The organism is Anderseniella sp. Alg231-50 (genome assembly GCF_900149695.1).
In the GTDB taxonomy this organism is placed as follows: Bacteria; Pseudomonadota; Alphaproteobacteria; order Rhizobiales; family Aestuariivirgaceae; genus Anderseniella.
Genome location: NZ_LT703005.1, coordinates 297,490 through 319,087 on the forward strand (window position 1 = coordinate 297,490; position 21,598 = coordinate 319,087).

The 21,598-nt window shown below is 58.5% G+C and carries 24 protein-coding genes; 3 read left to right on the forward strand and 21 right to left on the reverse strand.

The genetic code is table 11. From position 1 onward, the window contains the following. Positions 1 to 23: 23 nt before the first annotated feature. From DHN55_RS17610 to DHN55_RS17660, 12 genes are all read right to left on the reverse strand, one after another. Positions 24 to 485 carry an SRPBCC family protein gene (locus DHN55_RS17610; protein ID WP_108882839.1) on the reverse strand — a complete coding sequence of 154 codons (462 nt, stop codon included), beginning with the start codon at positions 483 to 485 and terminating at the stop codon, positions 24 to 26. A 15-nt stretch (positions 486 to 500) separates the two neighbouring features. Beyond that, entirely contained in the window at positions 501 to 1,469 is a 969-nt protein-coding gene (gene lipA / locus DHN55_RS17615) for a lipoyl synthase (protein WP_108882840.1), read from the reverse strand. Positions 1,470 to 1,561: 92 nt separating this feature from the next. After that, positions 1,562 to 1,789, reverse strand: coding sequence for a GlsB/YeaQ/YmgE family stress response membrane protein (locus tag DHN55_RS17620; RefSeq protein WP_443111136.1), 228 nt, complete (start codon positions 1,787 to 1,789; stop codon positions 1,562 to 1,564). A gap of 64 nt (positions 1,790 to 1,853) precedes the next feature. Further along, positions 1,854 to 2,141: a GlsB/YeaQ/YmgE family stress response membrane protein gene (locus DHN55_RS17625; RefSeq protein ID WP_108882842.1), complete on the reverse strand. Its 288-nt coding sequence runs from the start codon at positions 2,139 to 2,141 to the stop codon at positions 1,854 to 1,856. Between the two features lie 98 nt (positions 2,142 to 2,239). After that, positions 2,240 to 3,685, reverse strand: coding sequence for a dihydrolipoyl dehydrogenase (gene lpdA, locus DHN55_RS17630; protein WP_108882843.1), 1,446 nt, complete (start codon positions 3,683 to 3,685; stop codon positions 2,240 to 2,242). Next, positions 3,682 to 4,263, reverse strand: coding sequence for a GNAT family N-acetyltransferase (locus DHN55_RS17635; protein WP_337660470.1), 582 nt, complete (start codon positions 4,261 to 4,263; stop codon positions 3,682 to 3,684). Before DHN55_RS17635 ends, lpdA begins: the two co-directional genes overlap by 4 nt. Positions 4,264 to 4,273: 10 nt before the next feature. Further along, positions 4,274 to 5,614: a pyruvate dehydrogenase complex dihydrolipoamide acetyltransferase gene (locus tag DHN55_RS17640; RefSeq protein WP_108882845.1), complete on the reverse strand. Its 1,341-nt coding sequence runs from the start codon at positions 5,612 to 5,614 to the stop codon at positions 4,274 to 4,276. Positions 5,615 to 5,628: 14 nt separating this feature from the next. Continuing rightward, positions 5,629 to 7,014 (reverse strand): pyruvate dehydrogenase complex E1 component subunit beta, encoded by a 1,386-nt coding sequence (locus DHN55_RS17645; protein WP_108882846.1) that lies wholly within the window; start codon positions 7,012 to 7,014, stop codon positions 5,629 to 5,631. Between the two features lie 69 nt (positions 7,015 to 7,083). Beyond that, entirely contained in the window at positions 7,084 to 7,398 is a 315-nt protein-coding gene (locus tag DHN55_RS22445) for a hypothetical protein (protein ID WP_337660471.1), read from the reverse strand. A gap of 17 nt (positions 7,399 to 7,415) precedes the next feature. Next, complete coding sequence (gene pdhA / locus DHN55_RS17650; RefSeq protein ID WP_108882847.1) at positions 7,416 to 8,456, reverse strand: pyruvate dehydrogenase (acetyl-transferring) E1 component subunit alpha; 1,041 nt, start codon at positions 8,454 to 8,456, stop codon at positions 7,416 to 7,418. Between the two features lie 147 nt (positions 8,457 to 8,603). Next, positions 8,604 to 8,906 (reverse strand): septum formation initiator family protein, encoded by a 303-nt coding sequence (locus DHN55_RS17655; protein WP_108882848.1) that lies wholly within the window; start codon positions 8,904 to 8,906, stop codon positions 8,604 to 8,606. Positions 8,907 to 9,095: 189 nt separating this feature from the next. Beyond that, the gene (locus tag DHN55_RS17660; protein ID WP_108882849.1) at positions 9,096 to 9,632 is read right to left on the reverse strand and encodes a redoxin domain-containing protein; all 537 of its coding nucleotides are present in this window, start codon (positions 9,630 to 9,632) and stop codon (positions 9,096 to 9,098) included. 100 nt (positions 9,633 to 9,732) lie between these two features. Between DHN55_RS17660 and DHN55_RS17665 the strand changes: the two genes are divergently transcribed. After that, the gene (locus DHN55_RS17665; protein WP_108882850.1) at positions 9,733 to 10,485 is read left to right on the forward strand and encodes a helix-turn-helix domain-containing protein; all 753 of its coding nucleotides are present in this window, start codon (positions 9,733 to 9,735) and stop codon (positions 10,483 to 10,485) included. A gap of 188 nt (positions 10,486 to 10,673) precedes the next feature. After that, positions 10,674 to 11,216, forward strand: coding sequence for a hypothetical protein (locus DHN55_RS17670; protein WP_108882851.1), 543 nt, complete (start codon positions 10,674 to 10,676; stop codon positions 11,214 to 11,216). A 42-nt stretch (positions 11,217 to 11,258) separates the two neighbouring features. Here DHN55_RS17670 and DHN55_RS17675 read toward each other — a convergent pair whose 3' ends face one another. From DHN55_RS17675 to DHN55_RS17690, 4 genes are all read right to left on the reverse strand, one after another. Beyond that, positions 11,259 to 12,125 (reverse strand): alpha/beta fold hydrolase, encoded by an 867-nt coding sequence (locus tag DHN55_RS17675; RefSeq protein WP_108882852.1) that lies wholly within the window; start codon positions 12,123 to 12,125, stop codon positions 11,259 to 11,261. Positions 12,126 to 12,177: 52 nt separating this feature from the next. After that, positions 12,178 to 12,546: a Crp/Fnr family transcriptional regulator gene (locus tag DHN55_RS17680; protein ID WP_337660472.1), complete on the reverse strand. Its 369-nt coding sequence runs from the start codon at positions 12,544 to 12,546 to the stop codon at positions 12,178 to 12,180. 123 nt (positions 12,547 to 12,669) lie between these two features. Then, on the reverse strand, positions 12,670 to 13,944 hold the full coding sequence (gene eno / locus DHN55_RS17685; protein WP_108882854.1) for a phosphopyruvate hydratase: 1,275 nt from the start codon (positions 13,942 to 13,944) through the stop codon (positions 12,670 to 12,672). A 351-nt stretch (positions 13,945 to 14,295) separates the two neighbouring features. Beyond that, on the reverse strand, positions 14,296 to 14,922 hold the full coding sequence (locus DHN55_RS17690; protein WP_108882855.1) for a hypothetical protein: 627 nt from the start codon (positions 14,920 to 14,922) through the stop codon (positions 14,296 to 14,298). Between the two features lie 187 nt (positions 14,923 to 15,109). Here DHN55_RS17690 and DHN55_RS17695 point away from each other — a divergent pair, with 187 nt between their 5' ends. Continuing rightward, a complete protein-coding gene (locus tag DHN55_RS17695; RefSeq protein ID WP_108882856.1) occupies positions 15,110 to 15,802 on the forward strand; it encodes a nitroreductase family protein in 693 nt (230 codons plus the stop codon). On the opposite strand, the gene DHN55_RS17700 is transcribed toward DHN55_RS17695, so the two are convergent. The 5 genes from DHN55_RS17700 to DHN55_RS17720 are packed head-to-tail and all read right to left on the reverse strand — an operon-like array spanning position 15,799 to position 21,585. After that, the gene (locus DHN55_RS17700) at positions 15,799 to 16,494 is read right to left on the reverse strand and encodes a GNAT family N-acetyltransferase (RefSeq protein WP_337660473.1); all 696 of its coding nucleotides are present in this window, start codon (positions 16,492 to 16,494) and stop codon (positions 15,799 to 15,801) included. The genes DHN55_RS17695 and DHN55_RS17700 overlap by 4 nt on opposite strands. Positions 16,495 to 16,505: 11 nt before the next feature. Next, positions 16,506 to 17,720: an aminoacetone oxidase family FAD-binding enzyme gene (locus DHN55_RS17705; RefSeq protein ID WP_108882857.1), complete on the reverse strand. Its 1,215-nt coding sequence runs from the start codon at positions 17,718 to 17,720 to the stop codon at positions 16,506 to 16,508. 27 nt (positions 17,721 to 17,747) lie between these two features. Beyond that, complete coding sequence (locus DHN55_RS17710; protein ID WP_108882858.1) at positions 17,748 to 18,176, reverse strand: hotdog fold thioesterase; 429 nt, start codon at positions 18,174 to 18,176, stop codon at positions 17,748 to 17,750. Between the two features lie 5 nt (positions 18,177 to 18,181). Continuing rightward, a complete protein-coding gene (locus DHN55_RS17715; RefSeq protein WP_108882859.1) occupies positions 18,182 to 19,051 on the reverse strand; it encodes a VOC family protein in 870 nt (289 codons plus the stop codon). A 2-nt stretch (positions 19,052 to 19,053) separates the two neighbouring features. Further along, the gene (locus tag DHN55_RS17720; RefSeq protein WP_108882860.1) at positions 19,054 to 21,585 is read right to left on the reverse strand and encodes a DUF3772 domain-containing protein; all 2,532 of its coding nucleotides are present in this window, start codon (positions 21,583 to 21,585) and stop codon (positions 19,054 to 19,056) included. Positions 21,586 to 21,598 lie beyond the last annotated feature (13 nt).

A 21,598-nucleotide genomic window follows, 5' to 3' on the forward strand; every position in this document is an offset into this window, starting at 1 on the left:
CCGGGAAAGCTGGGCTTCCGCCCCTAAACTTCGTCCTGCTGGAGAACGTGGGCCCGCTCCTCAAATGCCGTCATCACTTTGCGCACGGCGATATCAAACACAGACCCCATGGCCATCTGCAACAGCCGCGACGACATCTGGTAATCGAGATGAAAGTCGATATCGCAGCCCCCGCGCGCCACCGTAAACAACCAGCGATTGTCGATGTGCTTCACCGGGCCTTCATTGGAAGTGGCCCGGATGGTCAGGCGTTTTTCGTCAACCACGACATCTGACACAAAGGTCTCCTTGAGCCGCAGTTTGGGATACTCAATGTCGAGGCTGGCCCGAAACGATCGCCGGCCATTTCCGAGGTCCTTCTCATCCCAGACCCTGGCACCAGTGCACAATGGCAGGAACGCCGGGTAGCTGGCCACGTCGGCCACGATCGCCAACAGGTGCTCAGGCGCAAATGCGATCCTGCGTGTTGTATGAAAGACGGTCACGAAATCAGGCCCGGGTCAGACAGAGCGCCTGGCAACCTTGGCTTCACGCGCCGCGCGCAGTCGGGCAAAGTCATCGCCGGCATGGTGTGACGAGCGGGTCAGCGGGCTTGCAGATACCATCAGGAAACCCTTGGCGTAGGCAGACGTTTCCAGCGCCTTGAACTCGTCCGGCGTCCAGAACCGGTCAATGGCCGCGTGCTTTGCCGTCGGCTGCAGATACTGGCCAATAGTCATGAAATCGATGTCGGCAGCGCGCATGTCATCCATTACCTGCAGGATGTCCTCGCGCTTTTCCCCCAGGCCCACCATGACGCCCGACTTGGTGAAGATACCAGGATCAAGCTCCTTGACCTTCTGCAGCAGGCGCAGGGAATGAAAATACCTCGCACCCGGGCGGATACGGCCGTAGAGGTGCGGCACGGTTTCAAGGTTGTGGTTGAACACATCAGGCCTGGCTTCAACCACAACTTCCATTGCGCCGTCCTTGCGCAGGAAATCGGGGGTCAGGACTTCGATTGTCGTCTCGGGTGCCGCTTTGCGGATAGCACGGATCACCTGCGCAAAGTGCTCTGCTCCGCCATCTGCCAGATCATCGCGGTCAACCGATGTAATCACCGAGTGGGTCAGCCCCATCTTGGCAACCGCATCAGCCACCCGCTCCGGCTCGCCCTGGTCCAGGGCATCCGGCATTCCCGTTGTGACATTGCAGAACGCACATGCCCGGGTGCAGATTTCACCCATGATCATGAAGGTGGCGTGCTTCTTTTCCCAGCATTCGCCGATATTGGGACAACCCGCCTCTTCACATACCGTGACAAGGTTGTGCTCGCGCACCAGCTGGCGGGTTTCGTGATACTTTGCCGACACCGGCGCCTTGACCCGCAGCCAGTCGGGCTTGCGCCGCTGGACCGGATTGTCGGGCTTGTGGGCCTTTTCGGGATGCCGCGCACGCGGCGTCTGGGTTGTGTCGAGAACTGTAGCCAAAGCCTGTTTGCTTTCTGGTATGGGAGCAGGATGAGAAACTCTCACATCCTGCTCCGGATCATGTTGGCGGGTTGCCGGTAACCCGTAATTGTTTAGCGTGACTTGATCATCCGGTACACGTAGATCAGCAGACAGGCGCCGGCCACGGCCACCACCAGTTGCCCGATCAGACCACCAAACGCCAGGCCAAGCGCGGCCAGCAAGAAATTGCCGATCAGCGCACCGCCAATACCCAGCACGATGTTCATCAGAAGTCCGGTATCGAACTTCATTACCTTTTCTGCAATCCACCCGGCCAAAGCACCGAGAATGATTGTCATTATCCAGCCAAAACCTACCATATTCCCCTCCTGATTGGGTTTGAACGAAGCAAGCCGATTAGACTCACTTGCCCCTGAGCATACGATAAACCGTAATTAGAAGAACAGCCCCGACTACAGACACCAGGACATTGCCCCAGAACCAGCCGTCAAATACCTCACCCAGCCTAAGGCCCAACGCATTGGCAATCCAGCCGCCAACAAAGGCGCCCAGGATACCGATTACGATATTTGTCAGGAGCCCGTGGCTCGCGCCGGTCAGCTTTTCGGCAATCCAGCCGGCCACGCCCCCGATCAGCAAGGTGCCGAAAATTCCCACACCGCCGCCAAGATCCATCAATGCCATATCCATTCTGTAACTTCCTTAAACTTACCCCGTCCAGATCAGTATGGCTTTCGATTGAGTCAATCAAAAGCCATGAGACTGATCGCACTTGTGCAGCTCCGGGATTACATATGGATCACGCGGCCATAGGCATCAAGTACGCTTTCATGCATCATTTCCGAAAGTGTCGGGTGCGGGAACACTGTGTGCATCAGCTCTTCCTCGGTGGTCTCCAGACCCATCGCGATAACAAAGCCCTGTATCAGTTCGGTCACTTCCGCACCGACCAAGTGCGCGCCCAGCAATTGCCCGGTCTTCTTGTCGAAGATGGTCTTGATCAGACCCTGATCCTCGCCCAGCGCAATGGCCTTGCCGTTGGCCATGAACGGGAACCGGCCGATCTTGACATCGATGCCCTTTTCCTTGGCGGCCCGTTCCGTCAGTCCGACGGAGGCTACCTGCGGATGGCAATAGGTACACCCCGGTATCTGTTCTTTCTTCATCGCGTGCACATTCGGCTGGCCTGCGATCTTGTCGACACAGATCACGCCCTCATGCTCGGCCTTGTGCGCCAGCATGGGCGGGCCGGCCACGTCGCCGATGGCGTAAATGCCGGGCACATTGGTGTTGCCGAACCCGTCAATCACCACGCAGCCGCGATCTGTCTTGACGCCAAGCGCCTCCAGACCAAGGTTTTCAATGTTGCCGACAACGCCAACGGCGGAAATCACCCGGTCCACCTTCAACTCGGATTTAGCACCCTTTGCATCTTCAATAGTGGCGGTTACGTCGTTTGCACCCTTTTTCAGGCTCGCCACCTTGGTGCCGGTCATGATTTTGAGACCCTGCTTTTCAAGCTGCTTGCGGGCCAGCCCGGCAATCTCGGTGTCTTCCACGGGCATGATCTGGTCCATGATCTCCACCACGGTAACATCAACACCCATGGCATTGAAAAAGCTGGCAAATTCAATGCCGATAGCGCCTGATCCCACAACCAGCAGCTTGCCCGGCATTTCCGGCGGCACCATGGCCTCAAAATAGGTCCAGACCAGCTTTCCATCCGGCTCCAGACCGGGCAGCGCGCGCGGACGGGCTCCTGTTGCGATGATAATGTGCTTTGCCTTGTAGGTACCGGGTCCCGCTGCGCCCTTGGGGTCCGGGTGTGCCGGCTGCATTGGCGGCTTGGAAGACTTCGCCACCACCACTTCGCCCGGCTTGGTTACCTTGGCTTCGCCCCAGATCACCTGAACCTTGTTCTTTTTCAGCAGATGGCCGACACCGCCGTTGAGCCTGCCCGACACCCCGCGCGAGCGCTTGACCACGGCTGCGGCATCAAAGCTGACATTGTCCGCCGACAGGCCATAGTCGCCGGCATGGTTCATATAGTGATAAATCTCCGCAGACCGCAGCAGTGCCTTGGTCGGGATACAACCCCAGTTGAGGCAGATGCCACCGAGATGCTCACGCTCTACAATGGCAACCTTCATGCCAAGCTGTGCCGCCCGGATCGCCGTTACATAGCCACCGGGGCCCGCCCCGATGATGATTACGTCGAAACTCGTTTCAGTCATACCTTCAGGTCCTTCACCATCAACAGCCACTCAGCAGAGCCTGTCCGATCTGTTTCAAATGCCACGCGCGGCCGCCGCGCCGTGACCTTGTAGCCCTTGGCCTCATACAAACGCCGGCCGCCATCGTTTTCACTTTCAAATATGATGCTCATGGTCCGCGCGCCTGTCGTTGCAGCGATTTGATCGGCATGGTCAAGCAACGCCCCGCCGATCCCTGTGCCCCGCCATTCGCCATGCACGGCCAGCACGTTGACATACCAGCTTCCCGGCGCTTCCGCCTCGAGTTCCATCAGAGGCCGGAATGTGTCAGGCACATCATTGATGTCAGACAGGTCGATGTCGTCGTCCAGCCGGTATCCGACCAGCGCACCGGCCACCGCGCCATCGCGTTCGGCAATCCAGGCATTGCGGTAGGAAAAACCGCCCTCTTCCCGCATGGCCCGCTTGCGGCCCACCTCAAGTACCGAGGCTTCATCGTCCAGCATTCCCGCCCATACGCCCAGCGGAATGCCGTAGCCTGCACAGTCGATCAGGCAGACCAGCTCGGACGCATCCAGTTTCGTAGCGGGCCGGATCACGTTTGACCTCCTAGACCAGCATCGACATGGGATTTTCGAGATAGTGGCGGAAGGCCGTTGCCAGCTGGCCGCCGAGAGCGCCGTCAATGACGCGGTGGTCAAATGCAAAGGTCGCATTCATCACCGTGGCAACGGCAACCGCACCGTCCTTCACAACCGGCTTCTGCACCCCTGCCCCGATCGACACGATTGAGGCATGCGGCGGGTTGATGATGGAGGTGAAGTTGTCGACGCCGAACATGCCCAGATTGGACACCGCCGTGGTGCCGCCCTGATATTCTTCCGGTTTCAGTTTCCGGTCGCGGGCGCGGCGCGCCATGTCCTTGACCTCGGCGGAAATCACCGACAGAGGCTTGATTTCAGCTTCACGCACGATCGGCGTAATCAGCCCGTCCGGTATGGCAACCGCGACACCTACGTCGGAATGCTCGTGCAGCAGCCTGGCGGTTGATGTCCACGACGCATTCGCCATCGGGACATCGCGCAATGCCAGGGCCATCGCCTTGATGATGAAGTCGTTCACCGACAGCTTGTAGGCAGGCTTGTCATCCTTGTCTTTCGGAGCCGCCGCATTGAGCTCGGCCCGCGATTTCAGCAAGGCATCGAGCGCGCAGTCCACCGAGATAAAATAAGCCGGAATGCTCTGATGGCTTTCGGTCAGGCGTGAGGCAATTGTCTTGCGCATGCCGTCATGCGGCAGTTCCTCATACGCTCCTTCAGCAAACAGTTTACGCACAATGTCGTCAGACGGGCCGGATGCCATGGCAGGCGCGGCAGCTGCTGCAGGCGCAGGCGCAGCTGTTGGCACACCATCCTTGAGTGCCGTTTCCACATCCAGCTTGATGATACGGCCGTGCGGACCGGAGCCTGATAAAAGGGCAATGTCGATATTGTTCTGCTTGGCGATACGCCGCGCCAGTGGGGATGCAAAGATACGGGCGTCGGGTTCGCGTACCGGCGCTGCAGCCGGTGCCGGTGCAGCCGCAGGTTTCGCCGTGGCTTCCGCTGGTGCAGACGCAGCTGCGGCGGGCGCGGCTGGTGCAGATGCCTGAGCAGCGGGTTTCGGCGCAGCGGGTGCCGCACTGGCCTGAATGTCATCGGCGCTTTCACCGTCTTCCAGCAATACCGCAATGGTTGTGTTGACGGCTACTTCCTCGGTACCTTCGGTGATCAGGATTTTGCCGACCTTGCCTTCGTCCACGGCTTCCACTTCCATGGTCGCCTTGTCGGTTTCAATCTCCGCAATGATGTCGCCGGACGTCACCGTGTCACCTTCCTTGACCAGCCACTTGGCCAGCTTGCCGGTTTCCATGGTGGGTGACAAAGCGGGCATCAGAATTTCTGTTGGCATGACCTTGCGCTCCCTTACCGGTACAGGACGGACTTGGCCGCCTCGACAACTTCATCCACACTTGGCAGCGCCAGTTTTTCAAGGTTGGCCGCATATGGCATCGGCACGTCCTTGCCGTTGACGCGGGCCACCGGCGCATCGAGATAGTCAAACGCGTGGGTCATGATCTGGGCTGCCACTTCAGAGCCAACCGAGCACACCGGCCAGGCTTCTTCCACCGTCACGCAGCGATTGGTTTTCCTGACGCTTTCAAGTACCGCCGGGATGTCCATCGGGCGCAGCGACCGAAGGTCAATGACCTCTGCCTCGATCCCTTCTGCGGCAAGTTTCTCTGCAGCGTCCATGGAATAGGACATGCCCATACCCCACGACACGATGGTGACGTCACTGCCGGCGCGTGCAATGCGCGCCTTGCCGATCGGCACCACCCAGTCATCAACCTTTGGCACCTCGAAGGTGCGGCCATAAAGGATTTCGTTCTCCAGGAAGATCACCGGGTTGGGATCGCGGATCGAGGCTTTGAGAAGACCCTTTGCGTCCGCGGCCGAATACGGCATCACCACCTTGAGGCCCGGCACATGGGCGTACCAGCTGGCATAATCTTGCGAGTGCTGTGCGCCAACCCGTGCCGCAGCTCCGTTGGCTCCGCGAAACACCATGTGGGCACCCATCTGGCCACCGGACATGTACAGCGTCTTGGCGGCTGAATTGATGATGTGGTCGATTGCCTGCATGGCAAAATTGAACGTCATGAATTCGACGATAGGCTTCAGTCCGCCGAACGCCGCACCCACCGCTATACCGGTGAAGCCGTGCTCGGTAATCGGGGTATCGATGACCCGCTTGTCGCCGAATTCTTCCAGCAACCCTTGCGAAATCTTGTAGGCGCCCTGGTATTCGGCCACCTCTTCTCCCATCAGGAAAACTGTCTCGTCACGGCGCATTTCTTCCGCCATGGCCGAGTTCAGCGCTTCGCGCACTGTCATCTGCACCATTTCGGTGCCTTCGGGGATTTCCGGGTCCGGAACCGACACGGCACTCAAGGCAGCAGGTGCCGCCACCGGCGCCGGCGCCGGCGCCGCGGCTGCCTGGGCTGCAGGTGCGGCATCTGCTGCAGGGGCCGCAGCAGGTGCTGCGCTCACCGCAGACGCATCCTCGCCGTCTGCTGCCAGTACGGCAATCACAGTGTTGACCTTCACGCCCTCGGTGCCTTCGGCAATGGCGATGGAGGCAACGGTGCCCTCGTCTACCGCCTCGACTTCCATGGTGGCCTTGTCGGTTTCAATCTCGGCGATGATATCTCCCGACGTAACAGCATCACCTTCCTTGACCAGCCAGCGTGCGAGTTTTCCCTCTTCCATCGTCGGCGAAAGTGCCGGCATCAAAATTTCAACGGCCATCTCAACACACTCCCGCTATGGATAGTTTGGATTTGTTTGCTGTTCCCGCCCCGGCGGTCCGCTCCGAAATCATAGAACAAATAAAAAGAACATGGCTGACAGCCATGTCGCTGCGACCAGCCAGGCGACGAGGAAAACCAACCCTGCAGTACGCATGTGGGCAAGATGGCCTTGGGCCAATGGCCCTCCATAAGGCGCGAAACAGCCACGCACTATGTTCCATTGATACCGAAAGCCCGGAATGTACAAACTCCATCCCTTGTTTCGATCTGGCGAGAAGAAAAAACGAAGCTGGGCATAAACCGCCACCAGCCACGCGCCGAAAGCGGTTGCCAATACCGGTGTCAGCACGATTGTGTTGACCCATACCCAGGTTTGACTCATCACCCATTACCCCCACCTCACGCGTCCACATAAATGTCGGTCCATAGTTCCGCAGGGTCAGGCAAGGCGTCTGCCTGGGCAAAGTCGGCTGCGTCCGTCACGATCTTGCGGATGCGGGCATCAATGGACTTCAGGTCATCATCGCCGAGGCCGTGATCGCCGCTCAGGCGACGCTTGACCTGTTCGATCGGATCATGTTCCTCGCGCATTTTCTGCACTTCATCCCGGGACCGGTATTTCGCCGGATCCGACATGGAATGGCCGCGATAACGATAGGTTTTCATCTCAAGGATGTAAGGGCCCTTGCCGGACCGGCAATGCTCGGTAGCCCGGTCAGCCGCCTCCTTCACCATGCGCACGTCCATGCCGTCGACCTGTTCGCCGGGAATGCCGTAGACCGATCCGCGATTGAACAATTGCTCAGCCATTGCCGCGGAGCGTTTGACCGCAGTGCCCATGGCATAGCCGTTGTTCTCGATGACGAATATCACCGGCAGTTTCCACAGGGACGCCATGTTGAAGGTTTCATAGACCTGGCCCTGATTGGTCGCGCCTTCGCCGAAATAGGCGACCGACACCTTGCCGTTGCCCTTGTACTTGTCGGCGAATGCCAGCCCGGCGCCAAGCGGCACCTGCGCACCGACGATGCCGTGGCCGCCGTAAAATTCCTTCTCGCGGGAAAACATGTGCATCGAGCCGCCCTTGCCGCGCGAATATCCACCCTGCCTGCCGGTCAGTTCCGCCATCACGCCTTGCGGTTCCATACCGCAGGCCAGCATGTGGCCATGGTCGCGATAAGAAGTGATCATCTGATCGCCTTCGACCATCGCCATCTCCATGCCGACAACGACTGCTTCCTGCCCGATATAGAGATGGCAGAACCCACCGATGTGGCCCATGCCGTACAACTGGCCGGCTTTTTCCTCAAATCGCCGGATCAGCAGCATGTCCTCGTAGGCCTTGAGGTCTTGTTCCTTGCTGAATGTGGAATTGGACTTGGCGCCCGCTGATGCAGCTTTACCGGATGCACCAGCCGTTTTCTTGGCGGATTTTGCCATGCAACCCCTCCCTGAGAGATGATAAGAGACCCTCTTTTCGGGGTCGGCGGATTTTTGGCATAGCACAACTGGTACCAGAAATGATATTGATCTGGGTCAGTTACCTTAATTTCGGTTATTATTGCCGAAAACGGCAGCGCGCAATGCTCAATCCGGCAAGTTAACTACAATTGAGTTAATTTTGACATAGCCCAGTTTTTCGCGAACCAGCTGGGATGCCATGTCCGGATCAACGCTTTCAGGCCGCATGAGCTTGACGCGCGCTTCAATAGCATCGCGCTTTGCCCTGACTTTTGCAAGGTCGGCTTCCCGGGCTTCGAGTTTGGCAACCTGCAGGGCATGGTTGTCCAGACTGCGCGGCCCCTTGGTCGCATGCCAGTGAAAGAATGACAGCATGGCGGCACAACCGGCAAACACCAGTACATCAAACAATTTGGGAAGTCTGAACATGGGACAAGCGTGGCTTTCCGGCTGAAGCGAATCCGATTTTGATATCGTTCAGGCTAGCAACCAAGCCATTAACGTTTTGCTAACTGCGTTGAACGGGTACCGGTATGGCATGGCACTCCGACCGACGCATTTTCGGCTCAGACCCGCAAAATGCCCGGCCCGTCGGGATGGGCCAGGCATCCGGCAGTCTTAAACCGTGCCGGTATATTCACCACGGGCGGGATAGTCATTCTTGATGGCGAAATCCAGCGCGCCGACCAGCTCGGCGAAATGGGGCCGGACAAACGGCATTGTCTGCGTCGATCCGTAATACAGCGTCTGCTCGGGTGTTACCATGAACAGGCCGGGTTCGGAGAACAGGGCCGGTTCTTCAATGCCGATCGAAGTCGTGCCACGGGAGGTGGAGATGTAGAGCCCCCACTCGCGAGCCTTTCCCAGATCAAGATCATAACCGAACCGCAACTGCTTGGCCTCGATCTTGTCCGCCATGGCGCGCGTCCGGTCTTCGCCGTCGGAACTGATCGCGATGGCCGAGACGCCGCGCGCGGCAAATTCAGGCACTTGCTTTTCAAACTCTTTCAGGTAGTTGGCGCAGATCGGGCAGTGCAAACCACGATAGAAGCATATCACCGTTCCGCGTTCCGACTGATCCGCTGAAAGATCAAACTCACCGTGATCCAGGGTCTTGACGGTCAAACCAGGCGTTTTCTGACGAGGGACAAGCATGTTGGTTTCCTTTTCTAAATGACTGCTTGCCTGCTGTCATACCTGCTTTTATGATTAGGTAAATACGAAAAACCTGATCAGAAATACGATATACTCCAACATGCCCCGATATGATCGATTGTCGGCTCTGCTTACCCGGTTTGAGCTGCACGTAACGCCCGGTGACCAGGCCAGTTCCAATCTGGCCATACTGGCGGGCGCAAACGATAGTCTGCCTGGTCGAATAGTGTTTTCTCCGGAGCAGCCTATCGAAGACAAGGTCACCGGCTGTGATGCGGTTTTGTTCAGCGCAGAGGTCGCGTGGGGAGGGTCTTTCAACCCGCTCCTGTCAACGCTGCCATCTCTGATTGAAATTGAAGTCAACGAAGACTCCGAACTGATCCACATCACCCGCCTGCTGCAGATAGAAGGCAACAAGCCGCGCTGCGGTTCCGGCACCATTCTCGACCGGTTGGGTGAAGTGCTGATGGTGCGTTTGCTGCGCAGTCAGCTGGAAGCCGGCACCACCCGGACCGGCCTGCTCGGTGGCCTGTCCGATCCGCGGCTGTCGCGCGCCATTGTGGCCATGCACGAGGCACCGGGCCGGCACTGGCGAAACGAGGATCTGGCAGACATAGCGGGCCTGTCGCTCAGCCGGTTTTCCGAACTGTTTGCAGCGCGGGTCGGCGAAACACCGATAGCCTATCTGCGGCGCTGGCGCATGGTGCTTGCTTATCAGGATGCAGAGCGCGGCGATCGCATTCAGGCGATCGCCCGTCGCTACGGTTATCGTTCCGGCGAGGCACTGAGCCGGGCCTTTCGCCGGGAATTCGATACCAGCGCCGTGAGCCTGCGGCGAAGTATGGAAAACTGACCTGTACAACGACCGGCCGAGTGACTGGTTGGGTTGCGGGCAATCGGCAGCAATATTCAACTTGTAATCATTCCATTACAGGCTTGCTAATCGTGCCGACAATTACATCGATGCCATGAGGTCAGAAAAACTGTTTCTTAACTGCCCCCAACCAGCATGCCCTGGTTTTGATATCCGGAGGTCCAGTCATGCTCAAACCTGTTTCCACAACGATTGTCTTGTCACTCGTCGGTCTGGCCCTGTCCGGCTGCAAGGCAGAAAAGGGCGTTGCCTACGATATGACGCCACAACAGGTTTATGCGAAGCTGCTCGACAAACGCCTGATTAGCCCGACCGTTGCAAAGAAATATACCGAAGCTGGCACCTTTCACCGTGTCGATACCCTGCGCGACAAATACGTCACATTTTCATACTCATACAAAAAAATAGAACGTTGGCGCTATGTCGTAAGCCTCGAACCGGTCAGTGAGACCCGGACTCGTGTTTCCATTGAACTGTTCCCCGGCAAGTTCCTTGCCTCACTACCGAAAGCCTCTGTGAAACTGACTTATGGCAAAGCCGCCGAACGGGTCTTTTCGACAATTGAAGATCGTCCGTTCAGCGACCGCAAGGTCTCCAACTACACAATGGCCTACATCACCATGAACCCTGTGGAGTCCCATTCGGACATCAACAAGATGAAAGCCGAGGCGATAGCTGCGGCCAAGCAAGCCGGCATCAGCGTCGAGTAACGACAGGCGTTGGCCTGCACTGCAATCCGGTGATCTGACCGGTTACTTGGCGCTCTGCTTCAACCGCAGTTCCAGAAACGACAGAACCCGCTTGCCGTACTCGGCCTCATTGAACCGGTGAAAATCCTGGTGACGGGCGTCAGGCACCACCCATAACCGTTTGGGTTCTGCCGCTCGGGAAAACAATGCCTTTGAATTCGCCAATGTTGTCCGATCGTCTTTCTCCCCGGCAATGACGAGCAGCGGCGCCTTCAGGTCACCAATCCGGTCAACCGCCGACAGTTCATCTGCATGAAACCCCAATTGCAGAGATGTCTGCCACAACAGCAACGGTGCCAGAGCAGCTCCGGCAGGCCCCAGCCTGATCCGCAACCGGTTTTCGGTTGCATCCCGAAGGCTGGAGTAGACGGCCTCCAGCACGTAGGCATCCGCCCGATGGCGGTTCGCCGCAAAGATAGCCGACGCCCCGCCCAGTGATGTGCCGATTATTGCAAGCTTTTTGCCTGGCCACAGGTTGCGGGCGTAGCTTGTCGCGGCACTGACGCTGTCAGCTTCACGGTAGCCGAAGGTCAACCGTTCGCCGGCACTCTCACCGTGCGCCTGCAGGTCTATCATCAGCACCGAATAGCCGTTTTCGAACAACAGGCGCGCGCGGCCCAGCATTGAGCGCCGGTTGGACCGGATGCCATGGACCAGCAGCACCGCTGCCTTTTCCTCAGCACCGGTTATCGCCCAGCCGCTGACCACTCGCACACGGCTGTCGCTAAACTCGACAGCAGTGACCGGCAGATCATCCGGTGCAGCGCCAATGGGTTCGTTGGCGGGCGCGGTGGCCACCTTGCCCGCGGCCAGCAATACCAGAGCAATAAACGTAACCAGGACAAGTGCGGTGATGATTGTCTTTCTCATGTGTCGACCAGCTTCACCGCCCCGTCCTGTCAGTCCACCAGGAACCTTGGTTCTAGTCGAGCGCTTTGGCCATGCCGCGAATGCGCTGGGCCATGGTTTCCATCAGGTACATGGCGAAATTGGGCACCTCATCGACCATGTAGCGAAAGTGCCTTTCGTTGAGGATGGATACTTCGGTATCCGTGCTGGCCGTTGCTGTCGAACTGCGTGCCGAACCGTCGACAAGCGACATGTAGCCGATGGCATCATTCTGCTTGCAACTGTCGACCAGCTTGTCATCGACCTTCAGCTCAATTGACCCGGACTGAACGATGAACATGCAATCGCCTTCATCGCCGCGATTGAAGATGACGTCACCTTGCCTGTACTTCTTGCTGACACCCATCTTCTCGGCAAATGCACTCATATTGATGTTTGACACTGATATTCCTCGTCTGGTTGCGCCATCACGAAGCCAGGAGCCTGAACCGCCCGCTGATGACTACAATCAAGGAGATTAAAATCCCACACAACATGTTTGAATTCGATTCCGGTAAACCGGGGTTTACTTCAGGATTCCGCGACCCGCATATTGGGCTTGGGAACCAAGTTCCTCTTCAATGCGGATCAGTTGGTTGTACTTCGCCAGCCGGTCAGAGCGCGCCAGGGAACCGGTCTTGATCTGCCCGCAGTTTGTCGCCACGGCCAGGTCGGCAATGGTGACGTCTTCGGTTTCACCGGAGCGATGCGACATCACGGCCGAGTAACCGGCCCGGTGCGCCATGTCTACCGCAGCCAGCGTTTCCGTCAGCGAGCCGATCTGGTTGACCTTGATGAGGATGGAGTTGGCCACACCCTTGTCGATACCGGTCTGCAGGCGGTCCGGATTGGTGACGAACAGGTCATCACCCACCAGCTGGCACTTGCCGCCTGCCAGGTCCGTCAGTTCCTTCCAGCCCTTCCAGTCGTCTTCATGCATGCCGTCTTCGATGGAAATGATCGGGTAGTCGTCGACCAGCTTGGCCAGATACTGGGCCTGCTCCGACGACGAGCGCTTCACGCCTTCGCCTTCGTAATCATATTTCTTGGCCTTGTAGAATTCAGACGCTGCGCAATCGAGCGCCAGGTAGATGTCCTTGCCGGCCTTGAAACCGGCCTTGGCGCAAGCCTCCATGATGAAATCAAGCGAGGCTTCTGCTGACGGCAAGTCCGGCGCAAAGCCACCCTCATCGCCCACATTGGTGTTGTGGCCGGCCTTCTTCAGTTCGCCTTTCAGCGTGTGGAACACCTCGGCCCCCATGCGTACGGCCTCGGCGAACGAAGATGCGCCCACCGGCATGACCATGAATTCCTGAAAATCGATCGGATTGTCGGCATGCGCGCCGCCATTGATGATGTTCATCATCGGCACCGGCAACACACGGGCGGAGGTGCCGCCCACATAGCGGTACAAGGGCTGGCCGCAAGCTTGTGCAGCCGCCTTTGCCACCGCCAGCGACACACCGAGAATGGCATTGGCGCCCAGCTTTGCCTTATTGGGTGTTCCGTCCAGTTCAATCATCACGTCATCGACCAGCGTCTGGTCTTCACCGTCATGACCGAGTATCGCGTCATTGATCTTGCCGTTGACTGCCGCAACCGCCTTGGTGACACCTTTGCCGAGGTAGCGCTTCTTGCTGCCGTCGCGAAGTTCCACTGCCTCATGTGCGCCGGTCGAGGCCCCTGATGGCACGGCGGCTCTCCCGAAAGAGCCGTCCGCCAGAGCCACATCCACCTCCACGGTCGGGTTGCCCCGGCTGTCGAGAATTTCGCGCGCGTGTACGTGGACGATTTCGGTCATGGAATCGGGGTCCCTCAGATCGGTTGAAAATGTTGAACGCGCATATAAAGCAACGCCCGCACCAGAGTCTATCCGGCACGAGCGCGCATGCTCATATTAGTGGTCGAACAGCTTGTCCGCCTTCGGCGGGCCGTTCTTTTTGCTGGTCGAACAGCTTGTCCGCCTTCGGCGGGCCGTTCTTTTTGCTGGTCGAACAGCTTGTCCGCCTTCGGCGGGCCGTTCTCCGTTCCTGAACGACCGTAGTGATGAATTCCTCCGAAGCACGTAAGTGCTGAGACAAGGCCGACCGGCCGCCGCACGAAGTGCGCCCCCGCGGAGCGCAGCCGTCAGGCTGCTGGCGTGAGCGCCAAACTATGCCCCGAGCTGGTTATCGAATTCGCTGGTGAGCGCTTTCAGCGGCCATGGATCGGCTTCTTCGGCCAGGTCCTTCAGCGGCAGTGCCATGACACCGGAAACTCCGGCGGAATAGTCAGCCTCACCCAGTGCCGCCTCGACCAGGTTTTCCGCTGCAAGGCTGTAGTCTTCGGCGCGTTCGTCGTCCCACTCATCAAGACCGATGGCAATCTCTGCCTTGCCCTGATGCACTTCCAGCACGAACACGGCCTCGCGGATGTCGATTTCACCGCCACCCGGCAGGGCCACCTGGTCACTCAGCTCTTCACGTTCGCGCAGTGCCTTGATCTCCCAGTTCTTGAATTCTGGTGCAATTTCCACCAGATCACGCGCCGCCAGCAAGGCTTCGCGGTCTCCCTCGGCGGTGATCAGCAGTACAGGCGAGCCATCCTCAGCAACACCAAGTTCGGCAAACAATCGGTCATCAACGTCATGAATCTCCAGCGCCAACTCGTCCAGAACAGGCTCCAGTTCGTCCATTGTCATGTCATCAAGTTTGATGGCCATTTCGGCCAGCACGGCCTCGTTATCTTCAAACCAGGCCCAGAAATCAGCCGCTTCCGGCTCTTGCTTCACCGCCAACATACAGGTGTCTCCACACATTACGCTACACTCACACGCGCATTACCAGGCGAGCTGGATACCGGGTCTTTGGCCCCGAAATGCGACCGAAATAATGCCGAACGATGCCGCAACAAGGTTAACGCCCGGTTGCGGCTTTCGGAAAAATTTGCATGAGTCGCGGTTCGACCGACACAGGAATTCACCCGCCATGTTCTCCAAAGACACTTTGAAATACGAAGCCGTTCCACTGGTCAGACGTGATCCGCTGGACGATGCCGACAGTCTTGCGGCGGCCCGCTCCTTCCTGGAAACCATGAAGACAAGGCACACCATAAGGGACTTCGCAGACACATCGGTAGCGCGCGAAGTCATCGAAACCTGTATCGCGGCGGCTGGCCGCGCGCCCTCCGGTGCCAACCATCAGCCCTGGCATTTCGTGGCAGTTGCCGACCCGTCCATCAAGCAGCAGATCCGGCGCGCGGCAGAAGCAGAAGAACGAAATTTTTACGGCGGCACCGCCGGTGACGAATGGATAAACGCACTGGAGCCCATCGGCACCGGCCCCGACAAACCACATCTTGAGATCGCTCCCTGGCTGATCATCGTGTTCGCCCAGCGCTGGGGCGAGTTCGACAACGGCTCGCGCTACAAGAACTATTACGTGCCCGAAAGCGTCGGCCTGGCCACCGGTTTCCTGATCACTGCATTGCATATGGCAGGATTGTCATCACTCATCCACACACCAAATCCAATGAAGTTCCTGAATCCTCTGCTCAACCGGCCGGCATCAGAAAAACCGGTCATGATCATCGCAACCGGCCATTCCGCCGCGCACGCGACCATCCCGAAAGCGGCGACGATCAAGAAGCACATGGGTGAGATATTGACTGTGCTGGGCTAAGCCACCAGCGTTGCAAGGCTAACCTTCTGCACCCCGCTCTCATCAAAGTTCGCCGGGTCCAGCCACGCTTCATAGGCACGTTCCAGCGCAGGCCACTCGGTGTCCAGTATCGAGTACCAGCTGGTGTCCCGATTGCGGCCCTTGTACATGGTTGCCTGGCGGAACCGGCCTTCATAGGTGAAACCAAGCCGCCCTGCGGCAGCGCATGAGCCTGCATTGAGCGCATCGCATTTCCACTCGTACCTGCGGTAACCCAGTTCGGCGAACACCCGGCGCATCATCAGGTACATGGCTTCCGTCGCACCCCGCGTTTTCTGCAAGGCCGGTGCATAATTGATGTGACCTACCTCGATCACACCGACCGCAGGCTCGATACGCAGATAGCTGGCCACGCCAACTGCCCTGCCCGTTTCGCCGTCAATGATCGTGTGAAACAACGGATCATCACCAAGGCAGGTGCTCTCTATCCAGGTCCGGCACTCATCGACGCTCGCAAACGGCCCGTATGGCAGGTAAGTCCAGATGCGGTTTTCACCATCGGCCGCAAACGCCTCGAACAGGTCCTGCGCATGGTTTTCCGCACTGACCGGTTCCAGCCGCACATAGCGGCCCTGCATGGGATCGCGCGGAGGCCTGGAACAGGGCTTCCAGTCCGCCACCTCAAACCCGATTGGCTGTCCGAGTTCATTCATCCGATCATTCATCAATCCCATCCCGATTCTGCTATGGCAGTGCCGGCCGCCCAGCCCGACGACCATGCCCACTGGAAATTATACCCGCCCAGCCAGCCGGTCACGTCGACCACCTCACCGATAAAATACAGGCCCGGCACGTCCCTGGCCTGCATGCTGCGCGAACTCAGCGCGTCAGTGTCCACACCGCCAAGCGTCACTTCCGCCGTGCGATAGCCTTCCGTGCCGACCGGGTAAACCTGCCACTGTCTGATGGCGGCTGATATAGCCACTAGGGCCTTGTCGGGCAGGTCCGCCAGGTTACCGGCAACGCAGGTCTGTTCGCAGATGTATGCCGCCAGCCGGTTGGGCACAAACTCCCCCAGCACCGTTGCAATAGCCTTCCTGCCACGGCTCTTTCGCATAGCCTTCAACTCGGCGAATACGTCGCGCCCGGGCAGCAGGTCCACCAGCACAGGCATTGTTTCTCGCCAGTACGACGATATCTGCAGGATTGCCGGCCCGGACAATCCGCGATGCGTAAACAACAGTGCTTCGGCAAAACTTGTCTTGCCGCAACTGACCACGGCGTCGGCGGACACACCGGCCAATGGCTTAAACCCCGCCAGCATGGTTTCGGAAAACGTCAGCGGCACCAGTGCGGCCCGCGTCTCGGTGACCGCAAGTCCGAATTGCTCGGCAATCCGGTAGCCGAACCCCGTCGCCCCCATTTTGGGGATCGACTTGCCGCCACATGCCACCACGAAGTTGCGGCACGACACCAGAGTCGATTGGTCTTGCGTCGAGAGCTCGACGTCAAATCCGATGTCAGACTTGGTCACTGAATTGACGCTTGTCTGCAATCGCAGTTCAACGCCGACCTGTGCCATTTCCGCCAGCAGCATGTCGATGATTTCCGTTGCCGAACCATCGCAAAACAGCTGCCCCAGGGTCTTCTCATGAAAGGCAATGCCGTGCAGGCGCACCAGGTCAGTGAAATCATGCTGGGTATAGCGTTTCAGTGCCGACTTGGCGAAGTGTGGATTGCCCGAGATGAAGTTCTGCGGTGTGGTATTTAGGTTGGTGAAATTACAACGCCCGCCACCGCTTATGCGGATCTTCTCACCCGGTTTGCGGGCATGGTCGATGATCAGCACCCGGCCCCCGCGAGCCGCCGCGTGGATCGCACACATCATGCCCGCCGCACCGGCTCCCAGCACGAGCGCGTCTACCGTTGCTTCAGACATCACAGTACGGGTCGGGCTGATCGGCGCTCAAAGGATCATGCATGTGCACGACCCGTGTGCCAACAGCCTGCCGTTTGCATCCTCCAGCCGGGCATCCGACGTGGCCACCCGGCGGCCCAGGTGGATGACGGCGCCACGCGCGCTCACCGGCCCGGTCTGGTCCGTCAGGGCGCGCACCATGTTGATCTTGAGTTCCACCGTCGTATAGCCCTGGCCCGCTTCAAGCCGCGAGTGAATTGCACAGCCCAGGGCACTGTCAAGTATCGAGGAAATCCATCCGCCGTGTACCGTGCCTGCCGGGTTGTAGTGCTTGGCGCCGGGATTGCCTTCAAACACTGCAAACCCGTCGCCGACATCAACGAGCCGGAAATCCATCAGGCTGCCGAGCGGCGCCCGCCCGCCTGCATCACGCAGGCGTTCGAGGTTCTGCATCCCTGTCAGTTTCGGATCCAGCATTGCGGTCAGAAAACCTCTGAGAACGCCATGACGGCGCCTGATGCGACATCCGGCCCGATAGCATGTCCCGATGGCGTGTCGCGCCAGGCAACATGCGCCGCGTCAAGCTGGTTCAGGGCCACCTCCCGGTTTTCCACCTCGATCCGGTAACCGGCCAGTACCGGTCCGTCGGTGAGCGACGGCGCTGCAAACCCGTAAGCTGCTTCAAATGCGGCTGGCGTGTACATGGCCACATCGCCACGTTGTGTCCTGATCCGCACCATATTGTCGGCTGACACGACTGTCTCGCCCTGGCTCAATTTTTCCAGGAAACCTGCATAGTGCAAAGGCTCGCTCGCGACCATCGCAACCTCTCCAATGGCAGTGGCGGTGTTGGCGTGGCGCTGATATTCGGGTTTCCAGAAATACTGCGGTGCATGCTGCTGGCAGTAGAAAAACGCCGCCTTGGGCATATCCGCATGGGTCGCAAAAGCCAGCGAGAACCCTACCGTCACCTCTTCACCGTCAGGCTGCTTCGCCAGTCTCGAGAAATCAAATGTCTTGTAGGTGTCCAGGCCCTCCTGCTCAAACCGGGCTTGTTCAGCAGCCGCATCAGCGGTTTCAAACACCAGCATTGATATGCCTTCACCACTGTCTTGCAGGTAATCGGCATTATGGGCCGCAAACCCGAATTCACCGTCCGCCAGCTGCGGCAGCAGATGCGGGTTTGGCAAATGCAGGAATTCCAGAAAGAAGCCATCGAGCTGAACCAGCGAATTGCCGGTGCCGAACGTGTGTTCGGCAGGCGGCGTCAGGGTAAAACCGATCTGGGCCATAGTCGTGCGCAAGCCTTCGAAATTGCCTGTGCAGTGAACCACGTGATCAAGACCAGCCATACCTACCCTTTCGGTTTCGCTTTGCGCGCAGGTTTTGCTTTTACCTGGACCGCTTCAGCAACAGTTTCATGCAAGCCGCGCACATTGATGTCTCGCTGCGGGAACGGAATCTCGATACCTGCTTCCTTGAGCGCCTTGTGAATTGAAAACCGCAGTTCACTGGCGACAAAGGCCACCCAGTTCACGTCATTGATAAACACCCGCAGCTCAAAGTCCAGCGAACTGGCCCCGAAATCCTTGAACAGGACTGATGGTTGCGGATAGGCCATGGCGCGCGGGTGGTCATGTGCGCACTTGACAAGTATGTCGTGCACCTGTTGCGGATCAGCATCGTAGCTTACCCCCACCGCCACCTTGCAGCGCCCCATCAGGTCACCATGGGTCCAGTTCTGGACCGCATCTGAAATCAGGCTGGAATTCGGCACGATGATCGAACAACGATCAAAGGTTTCGATCTCGGTCGCGCGCACGTTTATTTTCGTTACCGTCCCCTCACCGGCCGTCACCGCCACCCAGTCGCCCACCTTGATCGGGCGTTCCGCCAGCAGGATAAGGCCGGATACGAAATTGTTGACGATGGATTGCAACCCGAAACCGATACCGACCGACAACGCACCGGCCACGATGGCGATATTGCCGAAGTTGACGCCGGCAGCCGCAAACGCTACCAGAAGCGCCAGAATAGTGGCAGTGTAGCTGGCACCGGTGCGGATCGAATTGCGCACGCCCGCATCCATGTCCGTGGCCGACAGAATGCGCCGGTCCAGCCATCCGGTAACAAACCGGGTCAGCACCAGCCCGATAACAAACACGCCGATCGCCAGCAGGATAGACGACAGCGATATGGTGATATCACCGACATCAAATCCGAAGAACGCCGTGGAGAACCAGCCGCGCACGTCAACCCATGACAGGGCGGTCAGGCTCAGCAGCAGTGGCAGGCCGAGCAGCAACAGGGTGAAATCGACGATCGCGTTGAGAGCAATACCCGACCGCTTGATGCCCTGCTCCGACATGGAAAATGCATTTTTCAGGGTATTGGATATTCGGCTGCCTTCAGAAATACTCTGCGCCACAAAGGCATCTGCAAGGCGTCGTATGCAGTACAGGAAGCTGACCACGACGCCAATCACGACAATATTGCCCAAAATATAGGTAGCCAGCGTTATATAACCGGCGATGAGCGCCAGTCCCGTCGCAATCACCAGCAGCCAGATCGGCTGCACCAGGTAGCTGGCCCAGGAAAAATAGACCGTGCTGAACTGCTGCGCTTCCTCACTGCGCCGGTCACGCTGCGCAACCAGGATCAGCCTGACGAGAATGATCATCAGCACCGGCAGCACGATCGCCTGACGCAGGGCGGTCAAATCGTTTGACAGGTTGATGACCACTAACAATTCATTGAACAGGTAGCTGGCCGCCATGATGACAAATGCAATGGTCAGCAGGTTGAGCCACTTCTGGGACGCCTGGGTCGACAGGTTGGCGATCCGCCAGTCGGGTTGGGTCGGTGACAGGATGGACCGGGCCAGGCCGCGGGTGAATGCAAACATCACCATCATCAGGGCGAATGCTTCGTAGAACTGTTCAATTCGCGACGACTCGGCTCCAAGCCCAAACAGCAGTACGCCGAAGATGATTGTCGCGACAGCGGCAACCAGTGCGTAGCCTATGGGCACTGCAACGACCCGAACCAGTTTGCCCAGTTCTCCGTTGGGTGCCTTGCCGGCTCGCACCCGATGAGCCAGCATGCGACAAGCTTGGTAACCGCCCGTGGCAAGTGCAACGAACGCGGCCAGCAGGAACCACACCACCCAAGCGCCGTTATTGTCCGCGATCAGCTTGTAATAGCCCGACGCCAGCCTTTCCGAACGCACCCAGATATCGGAAACCTTTGCAATACCGTCAGACCACAAGCTTGGCGCAAGAATTGATTTTTCGTGCTTGAACAACCGATCGAAATAGCGTGTCCGCTCAATCTGCCCGGCCTGGCTCGCCAATTGATCAGCCGCACCTGCCGCCAGTGCCAGCTGGGTACGGGCACCAAGCAGTACGCCCCGGACCCTCTCGAGTTCGGCGCGCTGGTTGGCAACGGTTTCAGGTTCTGTCTGGCCATCCTTTGGCGCAGGACCCAACCTGCTCACCTGTGCATCCATCTGCGCAAGCGGAGACGCCAACTCCAGATCAACAAGCTTGGCGCGTTCCCTGACAATCTCCAGTTGCTCGCGCGTCTTGGCAAGTTCACCTGCCGGCAATGACGGGTCTGCCAGCTTGACCTTCAGGTCCTGCAGGGTCTTGGAGATGTCGGCGGCAACCCGCCTGGCCTTGCCGGCGGCTTCCTTGATGCCGGCGGGCAAGGCAGCCGCTGCCACAACCGGCGCAGCCTTGGGCGCAGCAGTTTTTCCGGCATCAGCGGGCTGCTCGGTGGTAGCGTCGCCTGTCTGGCCACCAGTTTGTGCCGATGCAGGCACCGAACCTGCCAGCAGCAATGCCAGCACAAGCCAGACATGAATGAATGACCGAACAATATTCATCTGCTGATGATAC

What these genes read in the sequence shown, in the direction of transcription:
- DHN55_RS17620 (WP_443111136.1), bottom strand. Translation starts at nt 1,789, where the DNA reads ATGACAATCATTCTCGGTGCTTTGGCCGGGTGGATTGCAGAAAAGGTA.
- DHN55_RS17625 (WP_108882842.1), bottom strand. Translation starts at nt 2,141, where the DNA reads ATGGATATGGCATTGATGGATCTTGGCGGCGGTGTGGGAATTTTCGGC.
- lpdA (WP_108882843.1), bottom strand. Translation starts at nt 3,685, where the DNA reads ATGACTGAAACGAGTTTCGACGTAATCATCATCGGGGCGGGCCCCGGT.
- DHN55_RS17640 (WP_108882845.1), bottom strand. Translation starts at nt 5,614, where the DNA reads ATGCCAACAGAAATTCTGATGCCCGCTTTGTCACCCACCATGGAAACC.
- DHN55_RS17645 (WP_108882846.1), bottom strand. Translation starts at nt 7,014, where the DNA reads ATGGCCGTTGAAATTTTGATGCCGGCACTTTCGCCGACGATGGAAGAG.
- DHN55_RS22445 (WP_337660471.1), bottom strand. Translation starts at nt 7,398, where the DNA reads ATGAGTCAAACCTGGGTATGGGTCAACACAATCGTGCTGACACCGGTA.
- pdhA (WP_108882847.1), bottom strand. Translation starts at nt 8,456, where the DNA reads ATGGCAAAATCCGCCAAGAAAACGGCTGGTGCATCCGGTAAAGCTGCA.
- DHN55_RS17655 (WP_108882848.1), bottom strand. Translation starts at nt 8,906, where the DNA reads ATGTTCAGACTTCCCAAATTGTTTGATGTACTGGTGTTTGCCGGTTGT.
- DHN55_RS17660 (WP_108882849.1), bottom strand. Translation starts at nt 9,632, where the DNA reads ATGCTTGTCCCTCGTCAGAAAACGCCTGGTTTGACCGTCAAGACCCTG.
- DHN55_RS17665 (WP_108882850.1), top strand. Translation starts at nt 9,733, where the DNA reads ATGCCCCGATATGATCGATTGTCGGCTCTGCTTACCCGGTTTGAGCTG.
- DHN55_RS17670 (WP_108882851.1), top strand. Translation starts at nt 10,674, where the DNA reads ATGCTCAAACCTGTTTCCACAACGATTGTCTTGTCACTCGTCGGTCTG.
- DHN55_RS17675 (WP_108882852.1), bottom strand. Translation starts at nt 12,125, where the DNA reads ATGAGAAAGACAATCATCACCGCACTTGTCCTGGTTACGTTTATTGCT.
- eno (WP_108882854.1), bottom strand. Translation starts at nt 13,944, where the DNA reads ATGACCGAAATCGTCCACGTACACGCGCGCGAAATTCTCGACAGCCGG.
- DHN55_RS17690 (WP_108882855.1), bottom strand. Translation starts at nt 14,922, where the DNA reads ATGTTGGCGGTGAAGCAAGAGCCGGAAGCGGCTGATTTCTGGGCCTGG.
- DHN55_RS17695 (WP_108882856.1), top strand. Translation starts at nt 15,110, where the DNA reads ATGTTCTCCAAAGACACTTTGAAATACGAAGCCGTTCCACTGGTCAGA.
- DHN55_RS17700 (WP_337660473.1), bottom strand. Translation starts at nt 16,494, where the DNA reads ATGAATGAACTCGGACAGCCAATCGGGTTTGAGGTGGCGGACTGGAAG.
- DHN55_RS17705 (WP_108882857.1), bottom strand. Translation starts at nt 17,720, where the DNA reads ATGTCTGAAGCAACGGTAGACGCGCTCGTGCTGGGAGCCGGTGCGGCG.
- DHN55_RS17710 (WP_108882858.1), bottom strand. Translation starts at nt 18,176, where the DNA reads ATGCTGGATCCGAAACTGACAGGGATGCAGAACCTCGAACGCCTGCGT.
- DHN55_RS17715 (WP_108882859.1), bottom strand. Translation starts at nt 19,051, where the DNA reads ATGGCTGGTCTTGATCACGTGGTTCACTGCACAGGCAATTTCGAAGGC.
- DHN55_RS17720 (WP_108882860.1), bottom strand. Translation starts at nt 21,585, where the DNA reads ATGAATATTGTTCGGTCATTCATTCATGTCTGGCTTGTGCTGGCATTG.